The following is a 15,746-nucleotide window of genomic DNA, read 5'->3' as shown; positions in this document are numbered from 1 at the left end:
AGCGGCAATGAACGGCCAGAAGACAGCGGCATCGGACCCGTACTTTCCGGCCAACGGTGATCCCCGTTACCGCGTGCACCGGTACGAACTCGCTCTGGAGTACCGGCCCGGCCCCAACCGGCTGGCGGGGACCGCCCGGCTCAGCGCGATCGCCGGCCGGGCGCCGCTCGCCGAGTTCCACCTGAACCTGGCCGAGTTCAAAATAGGCCGGGTTCTGGTGAACGGCCGGGTCGCGCACTACGCCCACCGGGGCGGAAAGCTCCGGATCCGGCCGGCCAAGCCGCCGGCCGCCGGCGCCGCCTTCACGGTGGAGGTGCACTGGGCGGGCAATCCCAAACCGGTGCGCAGCCCCTGGGGCGGCATCGGCTGGGAGGAGCTGACCGACGGCGCGCTGGTGGCCAGCCAGCCCGTCGGCGCCCCCTCCTGGTACCCCTGCAACGACCGGCCCGCCGACAAGGCCTCGTACCAGATCTCGATCAACACGCCGTCCGCCTACACGGTGGTGGCCGGCGGCAGGCTGCTCACCCGCACGACCCGGGCCAGCACGACGACCTGGGTGTACGAGCAGTCCGCGCCCACCTCCAGCTACCTGGTCGGGCTGTCCATCGGCATGTACCAGACGGTGCTGCTCGGCGAACCGGGGCTCGGCGGGGTTCCGCAGAGCGCCCACGTGCCGGCGCACCTGCTGGCGCGGTTCTCCCGCGACTTCGCACGGCAGCCCGCCATGATGCGGCTGTTCGAGGAGCTGTTCGGGCCCTACCCGTTCGGCGAGTACGCGGTGGTCGTCGCCGACGAGGAACTCGACGTCCCGGTGGAGGCCCAGGGCCTCTCCCTGTTCGGCGCCAACCACGTGGACGGGGTGCGGGGTTCCGAGCGCCTCATCGCGCACGAGCTCGCGCACCAGTGGTTCGGCAACAGCGTGACCATCGCCGACTGGCGGCACATCTGGCTGAACGAGGGCCTCGCGAAGTACGCCGAGTGGCTCTGGTCGGAGCGCTCGGGCAGCCGGACCGCGCACGAGCGGGCGGGCGTCGCACACCGGCTGCTGGTGTTGCAGCCGCAGGACCTCACGCTGGCCGACCCGGGCCGCAAGCTGATGTTCGACGACCGGCTGTACCAGCGCGGGGGCCTCACCGTGCACGCGGTCCGCTGCGCGCTCGGCGACGCCGCGTTCTTCCGCATGCTGCGCGACTGGGCGACCGTGCACCGGGGCGGCGTGGTGACCACCGCCGCCTTCACCGCCCACGTGGCCCGCTACGCGGCCGAGCCGGTGGACGAGCTGTTCTCGGCCTGGCTGTACGAGCCGGCCCTCCCGCCGCTGCCCGAGCCGCCGCCCGCCGCGCCCGCACAGCCGGCGGCCCCGTCGGTACCGGCGAGGCCCGGGTACCCGCCGACGAACGGCGAGCCCGCGGGCCGTCGCCGGTGGCGGGGCTGACGGAGCCCGGCGAGGGGGCGGCTCGCGCGGTTCAGCGCGCGTAGGAGTGGAAGCCGCGCCCGCTCTTCTTTCCGAGCATGCCGGACTCCACCAGGCGCAGCAGCGCCGGCGGCGCCAGGTACTGCGGCTCGGCGAACTCGCGGTGCAGGGCGTCGGCCACCGCCTTGACGACGTCGAGCCCGATGAGGTCGGCGAGGCGCAGCGGTCCCACCGGGTGTCCGCAGCCCAGGGTCATGCCCTGGTCGACGGCCTCGGCGCTCACCCGGCCCGATTCCAGCATGCGCATCGCGCCGAGGAGGTACGGGATGAGCAGCGCGTTGACCATGAAGCCCGCCCGGTCGGGGGCGTCGATGACGGTCTTGCCGAGCGGGCCGGTCAGCAGCGCGGTGGTGCGGGTGCGGGTCTGCTCGGAGGTGGGCAGTGCGCTGACCAGTTCGACCAGGGACATCACCGGGACCGGGCTGAAGAAGTGCACGCCGATGACGCGTTCCGGGTGGTGCGTGGCGCGGGCGAGCCGGCTGATCGGGAGGGAGGAGGTGTTGGTGGCCAGGACGGCGCCGTCGTCCTTGAGGATGCCGTCGATCCGGGTGAACAGGTCCGTCTTGAGCGCCTCGTCCTCCGGGACCGCCTCGATCACGAACTCGCGGTCGGCGAGCCGTTCGAGGTCGGCGGTCACCTCGATGCGGCCGAGGGCCCGGTCCTGTTGTTCCTCGGTGAGCCTGCCCTTGCGGACGCAGCGGCCGAGCGAGCCGCGGATCCGGTCGAGGGCGGGCTCGACGGCGGTGGCGCGGGAGACGACCACGCGGACGTCGAGTCCGGCCCTGGCGGCGATGTCGGCGATGCCCGCGCCCATCACGCCGCAGCCGACCACTCCCACCCGGGAGGGACTCTCCCGCGTCATGTCTGCCCGGGTCATGACCGCTCCTGCCAGCGCATCAGGGTGGCCCCGACCGACATTCCGCCGCCGAAGCCGGCCATGACGACGAGGTCTCCGTCGCGGATGAGTCCCGAGCGGCAGCCGTCGTCGAGGGCTACCGGAACCGAGGCGCTGCCCACGTTCCCGTATTTCTCCAGCGTGCGGTGGGTGTGGGCGTGGGACATCCCGATCTTGTCGACCAGGCGCCGCAGCAGTACCCCGTTGGGCTGGTGCGGTACGAAGTGGTCGACGTCGGCGGCCGTGAGCCCGGCGCCGCGCAGCAGGCGGTCCAGGACGGGCGGTACGTGGTCCATGACGAAGTCGCGGACACCGCGGCCCTCCATGCGGAAGTAGTGGCCGCCGTCGGCCAGCGTCTGCGGGGTGGTGGGGATCCGGCTGCCGCCCGCCTCGACGCGGATCAGTCGGTGCGCGTCGCCCCGGCTGGCCAGCTCGGCGCCGAGGTAGCCGTGTCCGTCGCGGACGGGGCCGACGATCGCGGCGCCCGCGCCGTCGCCGAGGAGCACGGTGGTGCGGTGGTCGGCGTGGTCGAGGATGCGGGAGTAGACGTCGGCGCCGATGACGGCGGCGTAGCCGTCGGGGCGGGCGGCGAGCAGCCGGTGCGCCATTTCGAGGCCGAACACGAAGCCGCTGCACACCACGTTGACGTCGAAGCAGGCGGCGCCGGTCGCGCCGACGGCGTGCTGCACCAGGTTCGCGGTGGGCGGCTGGGGCGAGTCGCCGGTGGAGGTCGACACGATGAGGTAGTCGAGCCGGTCCGCGGTGATGCCCGCCGACCGCAGGGCCGAGGTGAGGGCGTGCGCGGCGAGGTCGGAGGTGGCCTCGTCGGGCGCCGCGTACCGCCGGGTGAGGATCTCGGTGCGCTCCTCGATCCATTCGGCGGTGATGCCGCACCACTCGGCGACCTCCTTGTTGCTCACCTCCCGCTCGGGCAGGTAGGAGCCGGTGCCGACGATGCCCCGGGCGCTCATCGGCCGGCCCCGGTGGGGGCGGGCGCGGGAACGCGGCGCCAGGCGGTGAGGCGGTCCTCGCCGATGCGCGCGCGGGCGGCCGGGTCGGTCACGCCCAGCCCGTCCTGGGGGGCCAGGCAGCGGACGGCGACCTTGCCGACGTGCCGGTTCTCCTGGACGAGCCGGGCGGCGTCGGCGACCTCCTCCAGCGGGAAGACCCGGGTGAGGACGGGCACGATCCGGCCCTGGTTGAACAGCCGGAGGCACTCCGTCTGCTCCTGGAGGTTGGCGATGTGGCTGCCGATGACCCGCTTGAGGTTCATCCACAGGTACCGGTTGTCGTAGGTGTGCTGGTACCCCGTGCTGGATCCGCAGGTGATCACGGTGCCGCCGCGCCGTACGACGTGCACCGAGGTGCCGAAGGTGGCCCGGCCGACGTAGTCGAAGGCGATGCGGGGGGCCTCCCCGATCTCGGCGACGACGGCCCGGCGGAGCCTGCGGCCCAGTTCCGCGGCGTCGGCGGCGGGGTCGGCGTCGTCCCCCATGCCGAGGTCCCGGCGGTCGATGACCAGGTCGCAGCCCTGGGCGCGCAGGAACTCGGCCTTGGCGGCGGAGCTGACGACGCCCACGGCGATGCCGCCGCCGTTGCGGACCATCTGCATCGCGTAGGCGCCCAGGCCGCCGGTGGCGCCCCAGATCAGGACGACGTCGCCCTGCTTCATCCGGGCTCCGTGGTCGCTGACCAGCATCCGGTACGCCGTGCCCGCGCACAGCGTGACCGTGGCCGCCTCCTCCCAGGTGAGGTGCGGGGGCTTGGCGACGAGCTGGCTGGCGCGCACCACGGTGTAGTGGGCGAGGCCGCCGAAGTTGGTCTCGTACCCCCAGGCGCGCAGGTTCTCGCCCATCATGCCGTCGTCGTGCGAGCCGGGGTCCTGGTCGTCGACGTAGGCGGGGCTGACCACCACGTGGTCCCCGGCCCGCCAGTGGCGTACGCCCGCGCCGGTGCGGACCACGACGCCGGCCGCGTCGGAGCCGACCACCTGGTACGGCAGGTCGTGCCGGGCGGCGTAGCCGCCCTGCTTGGCGAAGCGGCGCAGGGCCGTGAAGGTGGAGATCGGCTCGAACATCGCCGACCACACCGTGTTGTAGTTGATGGAGCTGGCCATCACGGCGACGACGACCTCGTCCGGGGCGGGCTCGGGCATCGGCACGGGGCCCACGTGCAAGGTGTTCCGTACGTCCTTGACGCCCGTGCCGGCGGATGCGTCGGCGTCGGTGGCCCTCAGGTGCCCGGCGAGGAACTCGTCGGGCAGCGGGAGCCGTTCTATCTCGTCGGGGGGTGCGCCGTTGAGCACGGCCTTGCTGAGCGGGTCCATGTGCGTTCCTCGCGATCGACGTCGAGTTCCTGTCGCCGGGTGCCGCCGGGCGGCCGGGTCACTCGGGCAGCGTCTCCAGCTCGATGGCCGAGACAGGGCAGTAGTCGGCGGCCTCTTCCGCCGCCTCCCACAGGTGGGCGGGCGGCCGGGCGGTCTTGAGCAGCACCTTGCCGTCGTCGCCCTGGTCGAAGAGGTCCGGCGCGACCAGCGAGCAGGCGCCGGAGCGGCAGCAGGCGGCATGGTCCACCCGCAGCAGCCGGCCGGGCTCGGCGGCGGGGCTCACGCGGAGGCCCCGGCGGTGCGCCCGCCCCAGGTGACCGGCAGGTCGACGGTGCCGAAGACGAGGGTCTCGGTACGGAAGGGCACCTCGGAGGCGGGCACGGCGAGGCTCAGGTCGGGCAGGCGCGCCAGGAGCCGCTCGAAGGCGATCTGGAGTTCGATGCGGGCCAGGGTGTGGCCGACGCACAGGTGCGGGCCGTGCCCGAAGCTCAGGTGCGGGCGGCTGCGGCGGCGCACGTCGAGGGTGTGCGGGTCTCCGTAGACGTCCTGGTCGCGGTTGCCCAGCAGCGGGGAGACGATGATGCCCTCGCCCGCGGCGACGGTCTGGTCCCCGAAGGTGACGTCCTCGACGGCGATGCGGGTGATGCCGAACTGGAAGATGCTCAGGTAGCGCAGGAGCTCCTCGACGGCGCCGCGCAGCAGCTGCGGCTCGTCCCGTACGGCGGTCAGCTGCTCGGGGTGCATCAGCAGCGCCGCGGTCCCGGTGGTGATCATGTTGGCGGTGGTCTCGTGGCCCGCCGCGAGCAACAGGTAGGAGGTGAGCAGGAGTTCGGGCCGCTCGACCTTGCCCGGTACCAGGTAGTCGGCGACGAGCCGGCTGATCATGTCGTCGCCCGGGTCCTTCTGCTTGCGGGTGACGAGTTCGTCGAGGTACCCGCTGAGCGCGGCCTTGCTCGCCGCGATCCGCTCGGGCGCGCCGGCCCGGTGCGGATCGAACAGCGCCTCCAGGTGCGTGGTGAAGAACTCCGAGTCCTCGTAGGGCACTCCGAGGAGCCGGCAGATCGAGCGGGAGGAGACCGGGATCCCGTACGCCTCGTGCAGGTTGGTCGGCGGCCCCTTGCGGACCATCTCGTCCAGGAGCTGGTCGCACGCCTCCTCGATCTCGGGGCGCATCGCCGCGACGCGTTTGACCGAGAACTCCCCGGCGAGCATGGTGCGGTAGAAGGCGTGGTCGTCGCCGTCCATGCGCATGAAGGAGCCCTTGAGCACGGGGCGCATCTTCTGCTTGTACAGCGTCGGGAAGCCCTCGCGGCCCATGTCCGAGCTCATCCGCGGGTCGTCGAGCAGGGCTCGCGCCGCGTCGTAGCCGGTCACCAGCCACGCCGGGCCGGTGGGCAGCTGTACGCGGACCAGCGGTGCCTGGCTCTGCAACTCCAGCAGACCGGCGGGCGGGTCGTAGGGACAGGTGCGCTCGGTGATCGGGTAAGTGGGGAGCTGGTCAGCCACTGCGACCTCATTTCCTGCTCGGACGGGTCAAGATCCGCAACCTCCGCGGGACGGACCGAGGTTGGCACAGGCGCGCGGCGCGAGACGCTCAAACGTGAGCGGGCGCCCGTGATCGGCGCGCCTATGGTCGGGGCGGTTTCCCTTCCCGAAGGCGCGCACGACCCCGGAGGTCGCGGTGACGATGTACGAGCACGTCGGTGGCGAGGGCCCCCTGGGGCGCCTGGCAGAGGCGTTCCACCGGGCCGCGGTGGCCGACCCGTTGATCGGGCGGATGTTCCGCTACACCGGTGACACGCACGTGCGTCACCTGACCGCCTACTTCGTCGAGGTCTTCGGGTCGGGCACCGCGTTCACGGACGAGATCGGCGGGTTCGAGCACGTCAAGCGGATGCACGCGGACCTGCGCATCACCGACGAGCAGCGGGACCGGTTCGTGGAGCTGATGCTGGCCGCCGCCGACGAGGTCGGGCTGCCCGACGACGAACGCTTCCGCACCCGCTTCGAGCAGGAGCTGCGGCGGGCGTCGGCGATCACCGCGCGGGCGTCCCGGATGAGCAAGGAAGACCTCGAAACGCGGCACGGCCGGCTCGGAAGCTGGACCTGGTGACGCGGCGGACGGAGGGCGCCGGGCGGCCTCCCCTCGACGAGGTCGTCGCGGCGCTGAGCGAGTCGTTCGACGGGCGGCTGCCCGCGCCGGACGAACCGGTGCTGCCCGCCGGGGCCGACTCGATGACGGTGGTGCGCCTCGCGCTGGCGCTGGAGGACCGGATCGGCGCCCCCGTGCCGCTGGCCCGGCTCCGCGAGGGGCTCACCACGGCCGCTCTCGCCGAACTGGCCGCCGAGGTACGGGAGACGGCGACGGCCGGACGGCGGCTGACCGCCCCGTCCGGGGACCCCGGGGACGCCGGGGCCGGGGCGGACGATGCGCCGTTCTCCCCCACGCCGCTCCAGCAGGCGTACCTGGTGGGCAAGGAGGACGGGCTGGTGGCGGACGCGGTGGGCTGCCACCACTACCGGGAGTTCGCGGTGGCCGGCCTGGACGTCGCCCGGCTGCGGCGCGCCTGGCTGGCCGTGCGCCGACGGCACCCGATGCTGGACTGCGAGCTCACCGCGGGCGGCGCGCTGCGGCCGCGGCCCGCGCGGGACCTGCCGATCCCCGCGCACCCCGCCGGTCACGACCCGGCCGAGGTCCGCGCCCGGCTCTCCCGCCGCCGCTACACCGCCGGGGACGGGCCGCTGTACGAGGTGGAGGCGACCGCCCTGAGCGGCGGCGGCTCCCTGGTCCACCTGGCCGTCGACGGGCTGGTCTGCGACGGCCGGAGCCTTCAGGTGCTGCTGCGGGACTGGTGGCGCGCCTACGACGGGTCGCCGGCCGTGCTGGCGGCCGAGCCGGCGCCCGCCCCCTTCGCCGGCTTCGCGGGCGCCGTGGCGCGGGAGGCCACCGGCGAGCGGTACGCCGCCGACCTGCGGTACTGGGAGCAACGGCTGGCCGCCCTGCCGCCGGGGCCCGGCATCGTGCGCACGCCCGCGCGGGAGCCGGGCGACGTGGGCGGCGGGCCGGACCGGCGGCCGCTGACGGGATCCCTCGACCCGGTCGCCTGGGCGGCCGTGCGCGCGCAGGCGGCCCGCCGGGGGGTGACCGCGACCGCGCTGCTGCTGGCCGAGTTCGCGGCGGCCCTCGCCGGGGCGGGGGCCGGGCTGCCGTTCACCCTCGTCCTGACCACGAGCGACCGGGCGCGGATGCGGGGCGCCGAGGACACCGTCGGAACCTTCACCTCCACCCTGGTCTTCCCCGTGTCGGACCCGGACCCGAGCGCGGTGCACCGGCTGCTCGCCGAGGACCTGGAACACGCGACGGTGCCCGGCGTCGCCGCGCTGCGGCAGCGCCGGGGTAACGTGCCGGACCTGCCGGTGGTGTTCACCGCCATGCTCGGCGAGGAGCAGCCGGTGGGCGGCTTCGCCACGGCCGTGCGGTACGCGGTCGGCCGGACCTCCGGGGTGGCGCTGGACCACCAGGTGTGGGAGGCGGACGGCGCCCTGCACTACCGCTGGGACGTGGTCGAGGACGCCTTCGCGGCGCCCGGCGCGCAGGCCCTGCTCGACGCGTACACCGGGCGGCTGCGGGCGTTGGCCCGGGTGCCCCGCCCGGCTGCGGCGGCGCCGGAGGCGGCCGGCGGCGCCGCGGACGTGCCGCTCAACGATCTGCAGCAGGCGTACCTGGTCGCGCGGGAGCTGGGCCCCGACGGCCCCGAGGGCGCGGGCGGCTGCCGGGTCCTGCTGGGCCACGAGGTCGCGGACCTGGACCTCGCCCGCCTGGAGAAGGCGCTGGAGCGCCTGGTGGACCGGCATCCGGTGCTGGCCGCGCGGGTCGACGCCGAGCACGGCGTCCGGGTGCCCGCGGCGCCGGTGCCACCGGCCGTGCGGGAGCTCGAACTGACCGCGCTGACCCGGACGGAGCTGCTGCGGGAGCCGTACGCCCCCGGCGCGGGCCACCTGGCGGTACGGGTGGGCCGCGGCGAGGACGGCGCGGACGTGGTGTTCCTGTCGGTGGACCTCGCGCTGATCGACGCGCGGAGCATCCACCTGGTCGGGCGGGAGCTGATGCGGCTGTACGCGGAGGGCGGCGACACGTACGACGACGGTGGGATCGTCGGCGAGGGCGCCGGCGACGGCAACGGCGTCCGAGCCGGCGGTACCGGCCCCGACACCGGCGCGTCCCCGGCGAGGCCCGCGTCGCTGGACGCCGGCGCGGCGCGCGAGCACTGGCGGCGGCGGGTGGCCGGACTGCCGCCGGGGCCCCGCCTGGCCGAGGCCCCGGACGACGGGGCCCGGACCCGGCTGCGCGGCACGGTGCCGGGCTGGCGCGCGGTGGTGACCGGCGCCGCGGCGCACGGCTGTTCGCCCGACGCCCTGCTGCTCGCCGCGTACGCCCGCGCCCTCTCCCCCGGGCTGGGTGACGTGTTCGCCGTCCCCGTGGTCCGCTGGACGGACGGCTCGGACGTGGCCCGGCCGGCCGAACTGACCGCGCTGAGCTGGGTGACGGCCTCGGCGGAGGGCGCTCCGCTGCTGGACCTGGCCCGACGCTACGACGCGGTGCTCGCCGCGGACCGGGCGGCCGACGCCGCGAGCGGGCTGGCAGAGCTGCGCAGATCGCGGCGCGCGGGCTCCGGCATGCCGGTGGTGTACACCAGCGTGTTCGACCTGGACGCGCACCCGCTGCCCGACGGGGTGAGCGCCGCCGGCTGGCTGTCGAGCACTCCGGGCGTGGCCCTGGACTGCGTGGCCGTCCAGGACGGTGACGTACTGGAGTTCGCCTGGGACGCGCTGCCGCAGCGGCTGCCCGAGGGGCTGCTCGACGAGGCCTTCGCCCGCTTCGCCGCCGACCTCGCCGGGCTGGCGGAGCTCACGGGGGCGCCGGTGGCGGATCCGGCGGTCCCGGCGGCGCGCTGGAACGACACTGCGCGCCCGTTCCCCGCCGAGCTGCCGGTGCAGGTGCTGATCGAGGACCAGGTGCGCGTCCGCCCGGCCGACGTGGCGGTGCGCTGGGCCGGTGGCGCCCTGACGTACGAGGAGCTGGACCTGCGCGCCAACCGGCTGGCCTGGACCCTGCGCGAGGCGGGGGTGGGGCGCGGCGACATGGTCGGGGTGTCGGTGCGGCGCGGCCCCGACATGGTGGTCGCGGTGCTCGGGATCCTCAAGGCGGGGGGCGCCTATCTGCCGGTGCTGCCGTCCCTGCCCCGGGACCGCGCCCAGGTGTTGCTCACCGACGCGGCCGCCGCGTTCCTGCTGCACGACTCGGCGTGCCCGTGGGCGGCCTCGGTGACCGGCGTACGGGCGGTCGACCTGGACGCGGTGCTCGCGCGGCCGCACCGCCGGGAGGAGCGGGCCCCGGAGCCGGTGAACGGCGTGGACGACCTGGCGTACGTGATCTTCACGTCGGGCAGCACCGGACGGCCCAAGGGCGTGAGCATGGCCCACCGCCCGCTGCTCAACCTGTTCGAGTGGGCCCGCCGCACCTTCGCCCTGGGGCCCGGTGACCTCGGCCTCTCGGTCACCTCGCTGGGCTTCGACCTGTCGGTCTTCGACATCCTGGGGCTGCTGAGCCTGGGCGCGGCCCTGTACGTGGCCGACGAGGAGCAGCAGCGCGACCCCCGGCTGCTGTCGCGGGTGCTGCGCGAGGAGCCGGTGACCTTCTGGAACTCGGCCCCGACCACGCTGGCGAACCTGGCGCCGGAGTTCCCCGCCGGATCGGCCCTGCCCGGCGGCGAGAGCCTGCGGCTGGTGTTCCTCAGCGGTGACTACACGCCGCTGTGGCTGCCCGACCGGCTGCGGGAGGCGCTCCCCGGGGCCACGCTGGTGAGTCTCGGCGGGGCGACCGAGGCGGCGGTCTGGTCCAACTACTTCGTGGTGGACCGGGTCGATCCCGGCTGGCGCAGCGTCCCGTACGGGCGGCCGCTGGACAACTGCCGCTATTACGTCCTGGACGCGGAGCGGCGTCCGGTGCCGGTGGGCGAGGAGGGTGACTTGTACATCGCCGGCGCGTGTCTGGCCGACGGGTACTACCGGCAGCCCGAGCTGACCGCCGAGCGGTTCGTGACCGGGGAGTTCCCCGGTCTCCCGGAGACCCGGATGTACAGCACGGGCGACCGGGCCCGCTACGCGCCGGACGGCCTGCTGCACTTCCTCGGCCGGCGCGACGGGCAGGTGAAGGTGCGCGGGTTCCGGGTGGAACTCCAGGAGATCGAGCACCGGTTGCGGACGTACCCCGGGGTCGGGGACGTGGTGGTGCTGCTGCGGTCCGGTGGCTCCGGGGAGGACCGGCTGGTGGCGTACGTGCTCCCGGACGGAGCGCCGCCGGCCGCGGAGGCGCTGCGGGCGCACGCGGCGGCGGCGCTGCCCGACTACATGGTGCCCAGTGCGGTGGGGTTCGTCGCGCGGTGGCCCGCCACCGCGAACGGCAAGCTGGACCGCGACGCCCTGCCGTGGCCGGTGACGGCCGCGCCGGCGCCGGCCGTCGGCGACGTCGAGCCGATCGCCGCGCTGTTCGGGGAGCTCCTGGACCTGCCTCCGGTGGATCCGCACACGGATCTGTGGGAGCTGGGGGCCACCTCCTTCACCATGGTGCGGGCCAGCCGGATCCTGCTGGAGCGGTACGGGCGCGAGGTCGCGGTGTCGGTGCTGCTGGCCGATCCGACGGTCGCCGCGATCGCCGCGCACCTGGCGGGGCCGGGGGCGTCGGAGGCGGCGGCACCCGTGCCGGACCCCGTCCAGGTGCCGGAGCCGGAGCCCGTCCGGGCGCCGGAGCCGGTGGTGGAGCCGGTGGTGGAGCGGACGGCGCCGGCGCGGGTGGACTTCTTCGCGGCCGACGAGCGGGCACGCTTCAAGGAGGGCGACTTCGGCCAGCGGCCCGCGGCGGAGCACTCCGCGCGGCTGCCGCTGGCGGGCGAGCGGCCGACCGAGGGTCAGCGGCGCTGGCGTGCCAGCCGCCGCCCGGTCGCCGGCCGGCGGCTGGGCGCGGCGCGGCTCGGCGAGCTGCTGCGGGTGCTGGCCCGGACGGGCGAGGACAGGACGGCGGGCGCGCTCTACGCCTCCGCCGGGGACACCTACGCCGTCCAGGTGTACGTGCTGGTGCGCGGCGAGGCGGTGGACGGGCTGGCCGAAGGCGCGTACTACTACCGGCCCCGCGAGCACGCGCTGGAGCCGGTCGGCGCCGGCGCGGTCGTACCGGTCAACGCGCACGTCTTCTACAACCGGCCCTTCGCCGCGCACGCCGCCGCCGAGATCTACCTGGTCGGCGAGGAGCGGGGCATCGAACCGCTGTACGGGGCGCAGGCGTCGCGGTACCTCGCCCTGGAGAGCGGGCACATGGCGCAGCTGCTGATGCAGCAGCAGGTGCCGGCCGGTGTCGCCCTGTGTCCGGTGGGCGACCTGCGGCAGGGCGATCTCGCCGAGGCGTTCGCGCTGGGACCGTCCCACACGTTCCAGCTCGGCTTCCTGTGCGCTCCGCTGGACGCGTCGGACGACAACGGACCGGTGGAGCCGCTGTGGTCGGCGCCCGCGGCCGCCTCGGCGCGGCGTCCGGAGGAGGTCGCCGTCGTCGGGATGGCGGGGCGGTTCCCCGGAGCCGCCGGGCCGGACGCGCTGTGGCGGATGCTGGCCGAGGGCCGCTCGGCCCTCGCCCCGCTGCCGGCCGCCCGCGCGGCGGCGCTCGGCTGGACCGGGCGGCCCGTGGTGGGCGGGTTCCTGGACGCCCTGGGCCCGGTGGACCTGCGGCCCCTGCGGATCTCGCCCGCCGAGGCGGCCGCCCTGGACCCGCAGCTGCGCTTGTTGCTGCCGACGGTCTGGCAGTGCCTGGAGCAGGCCGGGCACACGCCCCGGTCGCTGACCGAGGACGGCGGGCGGGTCGGCGTGTTCGTGGCGTCGATGTGGGACGACCACCTCGCGGCGGCCGGGGACGCCTGGGAGCGCGGCGAGCCGGTGGAGGTGGTGGACGGCAGGGCGAGCGTGCCCCACCGGCTCTCCCACGCCTTCGGCTGGCAGGGTCCGAGCCTGGCCGTGGACACCTCCTGCTCGTCCTCGCTGACCGCGCTGCACCTGGCGGTCGAGTCGCTGCGCGCCGGGGAGTGCGACAGCGCGGTGGTCGCCGGGGTCAACCTGGTCGCCCACCGCCGCCACCTGGGGCTGCTGGACGGGCTCGGGCTGCTCAGCGCAGCGCCGGACGGCCTGCCGCGCGGGGCGTACGACGAGGTCGCGCCGGGCTGGTGTCCGGGCGAGGCGGTCGGCGCGGTGCTGCTGCGGCGCGCCGGTGCGGCCGCGCGCGACGGCGACCGGGTGCACGGTGTGCTGGAGACGTCGTGGAGCGCGCACGCGGGCGGCGGCGGCCGGTTCGGGGCGCCGGGGCCGGCGCCGCTGGTGTCCTCGCTGAACCGGATGCTGTCGGCGGCCGGGCTGGACCCGGCGGGCGTGTCGTACGTGGAGAGCGCGGCGGCGGGCGCGGGCCTGGCCGACGCGGCGGAGATCGCGGCCTTCACCGAGGTACTGGCGGGCGGCGGGCGGCCCGTCCCGATGGGCACGCTCAAGCCGAACATCGGGCACGCCGAGGCGGCGGCCGGAATGGCACAGCTGATGAAGGTGCTGCTCCAGCTGCGGCACGGCAGGATCGCGCCGACCCTGCTCTCCGACCGGCCGAACCCGCTGGTGGACTGGGCGAACCGGACCGTGGTGGTACCGCGGGAGGCGCTGGACTGGGCGCCGTCCGGCGAACCGCGGCGGGCCATCGTCAACGCCGTCGGATCGGGCGGTTCGTACGGACACCTGGTGGTACGCGACGCGGGAGGAACGCGATGACGGTGGCGGCGGCCAACTGGACGGCGGGGGCGCGCGATCCGCAGGCGCCCCTGCGGATGCTGTGCTTCGCGCACGCCGGCGGCGGGAGCGCCCTGTTCCTGCCCTGGCGGCGGATGCTCGCGCCGGAGATCGACGTCGTCCCGGTGCTGCTGCCCGGGCGGGAACGCCGGATCCACGAGGCCCCGTACACCAGGATGACGGACCTGGTCGAGGACCTCGTCCCGGCGCTGGAGCCGCTCCTGGACCGGCCGTACATGCTGTTCGGGCACAGCATGGGCGCCATGGTCGCCTACGAGGTGGCACAGCGGCTGCGCCCGGCGCCGGCGATGACGATCGTCTCGGGCCGGCGGATGCCGGGCGTGACGGGGGAACGCCATCTGCTGGGCGACCGGGAGCTCGTGGACGTGGTCGCGGGGCTCGGCGGCACGCCGTCGGCGGTGCTGGACTCGCCCGACCTGGCGCACCTGTTCCTGCCGTGCCTGCGGGCCGACTTCACCCTGGTGGAGACCTACCGGCCGGCGGCGACCCCGCCGCTGACGGGCCCGCTGACGGCGCTGACCGGCGACGCGGACCCGGAGGTCAGCCCGGCGCAGATGGCGCGCTGGGCCGAGCTCACGACCGGGGGGTTCGGCCTGCACGTCTTCCCGGGGGACCACTTCTACCTGAAGGGGCTGCCCGAGGCGCTGCGCCGCACCCTGCTGGACGCGGCGCGGCGCGTCACGGCGCGGCCCGCCACACCAGGCTGGAGTTGAACCCTCCGAAGCCGAAGGCGTTGGAGAGCGCCCAGCGCAGCGGGGTGGTGACGGCGGTGTCCCCGACCAGTCTCGGGGCGCCGTCGATCGGGTCGCGCACCCAGGGCGTCGGGTGGACGAAGCCGCCCCGCAGCTGGAGGACGACGGCCACCGCGGAGAGGGTACCGGCGGCGGTGAGGGCGTGTCCGGCCAGTCCCTTGACCGTGTTGACCCACGGGCCGGCGGCGCCGAACACGCGGGCGATGGCGTCCGCCTCGACGCGGTCGCCCAGCGGGGAGCCGGTGCCGTGCGCGCCGATCAGGTCCACCTCGGCCGCGCTGATCCCGGCGTCGGCGAGGGCCCGGGCCATGACCTCCGCCTCGCCCTCGACGGTGGGGTCGGGCTGACTGTTCGCATCGAGTCCGGCGGCCCAGCCCGCGAGTTCGGCCCGCGCCGCCGCTCCTCTGTGCGCCGCCGACTCGGCCGATTCCAGCACCATCGCGGCCGCCGCGGGCCCGTGGACGAAGCCCCGGTGGGAACGGTCGAAGGGGCCGCCCGGCCCGCTGCCCGCGGTGGGCACCATGGCGCCCAGGTTCAGGTAGCTGCGCAGTTCGGCCGGGGCGGGCTCGGCGAGCGCGCCGACGACGAGGCAGACCTCGGCGACGCCCCAGGAGACCAGCCGGGCGCCGTGGATCAGGGCGAGGTTGCCGCTGGCCGAGGCGCCGCCGACGGTCAGGCCCTCGCCCCGGATCCCGAACGCCTCGCTGAGCGTGGCCACCTGGTCGGTGTCCTGGTACTGGAGCGCCAGCCGGGGCGGTACCAGCATCGGGTCCTTCGCCAGGCGGGCCGCCGCGGCGGCGCTCTGGGCGCCGTTGAGGTTGTTCCCGGCGACGACCACGGCGATCCGCCGCGGGTCGGGGGCGCGCAGGTGCAGCCCGGCCGCCCGCCACGCCTGGCCCGCGACGGCCAGGGCCGCGCGGGCCGGGCGGGAGGTGCGGCGGGTCGCCGCCGGCGGGAGCGCCGCCGCGGTGAGGGCCTCGCCCACCGCGGCGTCCGGGAGGGCCGCCCGGTAGGGGACCGGCTCCCCGGGGCCGGTGGCGGCGATGGCCGGGCGGCCCGCGCGCAGGGCGTCGGCGAGCCGGGGCACGTCGGGCCCGAGCGGCGAGAGCGCGCCCAGGCCCGTGACCACGACCCGGGCGCCGGGCGGCTTCACCGGTACCGTTCGAACAGGACGACCAGCTCGGCGACCGGCATGGCCTGGCGAAACTCGGTGATCGGGACGAGTACGTCGAGGTCGTCCATCACGTTGGTCACGACCTCGCTGCGGTCCACGCTGTTGAGGCCGAGTTCGGCGAGGGTGCGCTCGGGCACGATGTCGGCGGGCGCGAGGTCGGGCAGGATCGCGGTCGCGTGCGCGCGGATGGCGGCGAGCACGACCCCGTCGGTGTGGTCCATGGTGTCTCCCTT

The 15,746-nt window shown here is 75.3% G+C and carries 11 protein-coding genes; 4 read left to right on the top strand and 7 right to left on the bottom strand.

Features of this window, described 5'->3' with window-relative positions; translation table 11 throughout:
• Positions 1-7: 7 nt before the first annotated feature.
• Entirely contained in the window at positions 8-1,435 is a 1,428-nt protein-coding gene (locus IE248_RS25790; protein WP_190031849.1) for a M1 family metallopeptidase, read from the top strand.
• Positions 1,436-1,466: 31 nt separating this feature from the next.
• On the opposite strand, the gene IE248_RS25785 is transcribed toward IE248_RS25790, so the two are convergent.
• The 5 genes from IE248_RS25785 to IE248_RS25765 are packed head-to-tail and all read right to left on the bottom strand — an operon-like array spanning position 1,467 to position 6,201.
• On the bottom strand, positions 1,467-2,351 hold the full coding sequence (locus IE248_RS25785; RefSeq protein ID WP_229895522.1) for a 3-hydroxybutyryl-CoA dehydrogenase: 885 nt from the start codon (positions 2,349-2,351) through the stop codon (positions 1,467-1,469).
• Positions 2,348-3,340 (bottom strand): 3-oxoacyl-ACP synthase III family protein, encoded by a 993-nt coding sequence (locus IE248_RS25780; RefSeq protein WP_190031848.1) that lies wholly within the window; start codon positions 3,338-3,340, stop codon positions 2,348-2,350. The genes IE248_RS25785 and IE248_RS25780 overlap by 4 nt, the downstream gene beginning before the upstream one ends.
• The gene (gene ccrA, locus IE248_RS25775; protein ID WP_008744143.1) at positions 3,337-4,695 is read right to left on the bottom strand and encodes a crotonyl-CoA carboxylase/reductase; all 1,359 of its coding nucleotides are present in this window, start codon (positions 4,693-4,695) and stop codon (positions 3,337-3,339) included. The genes IE248_RS25780 and ccrA overlap by 4 nt, the downstream gene beginning before the upstream one ends.
• A gap of 58 nt (positions 4,696-4,753) precedes the next feature.
• Positions 4,754-4,978 (bottom strand): ferredoxin, encoded by a 225-nt coding sequence (locus IE248_RS25770; protein ID WP_073794152.1) that lies wholly within the window; start codon positions 4,976-4,978, stop codon positions 4,754-4,756.
• Positions 4,975-6,201 carry a cytochrome P450 gene (locus tag IE248_RS25765; RefSeq protein WP_008744141.1) on the bottom strand — a complete coding sequence of 409 codons (1,227 nt, stop codon included), beginning with the start codon at positions 6,199-6,201 and terminating at the stop codon, positions 4,975-4,977. The genes IE248_RS25770 and IE248_RS25765 overlap by 4 nt, the downstream gene beginning before the upstream one ends.
• A 181-nt stretch (positions 6,202-6,382) precedes the next feature.
• Here IE248_RS25765 and IE248_RS25760 point away from each other — a divergent pair, with 181 nt between their 5' ends.
• The 3 genes from IE248_RS25760 to IE248_RS25750 are packed head-to-tail and all read left to right on the top strand — an operon-like array spanning position 6,383 to position 14,300.
• Positions 6,383-6,808, top strand: a complete 426-nt coding sequence (locus IE248_RS25760; RefSeq protein WP_047960903.1) for a group II truncated hemoglobin — start codon at positions 6,383-6,385, stop codon at positions 6,806-6,808.
• A complete protein-coding gene (locus IE248_RS38260) occupies positions 6,805-13,548 on the top strand; it encodes a non-ribosomal peptide synthetase (protein ID WP_190031847.1) in 6,744 nt (2,247 codons plus the stop codon). Before IE248_RS25760 ends, IE248_RS38260 begins: the two co-directional genes overlap by 4 nt.
• Entirely contained in the window at positions 13,545-14,300 is a 756-nt protein-coding gene (locus IE248_RS25750; protein WP_190031846.1) for a thioesterase II family protein, read from the top strand. Before IE248_RS38260 ends, IE248_RS25750 begins: the two co-directional genes overlap by 4 nt.
• Here the strand turns inward: IE248_RS25750 and IE248_RS25745 are convergent.
• Together IE248_RS25745 and IE248_RS25740 are read right to left on the bottom strand one after the other, a co-directional pair.
• Entirely contained in the window at positions 14,266-15,492 is a 1,227-nt protein-coding gene (locus IE248_RS25745) for a beta-ketoacyl synthase N-terminal-like domain-containing protein (protein ID WP_229895521.1), read from the bottom strand. The genes IE248_RS25750 and IE248_RS25745 overlap by 35 nt on opposite strands.
• Entirely contained in the window at positions 15,489-15,734 is a 246-nt protein-coding gene (locus IE248_RS25740) for a phosphopantetheine-binding protein (protein WP_037796925.1), read from the bottom strand. Before IE248_RS25740 ends, IE248_RS25745 begins: the two co-directional genes overlap by 4 nt.
• Positions 15,735-15,746: the final 12 nt, after the last annotated feature.

Source organism: Streptomyces goshikiensis (assembly GCF_014650555.1).
GTDB lineage: Bacteria > Actinomycetota > Actinomycetes > Streptomycetales > Streptomycetaceae > Streptomyces > Streptomyces goshikiensis.
The sequence above is the reverse complement of the archived record's forward strand: the minus strand, read 5'-3'. Positions and strand labels throughout refer to the sequence as shown.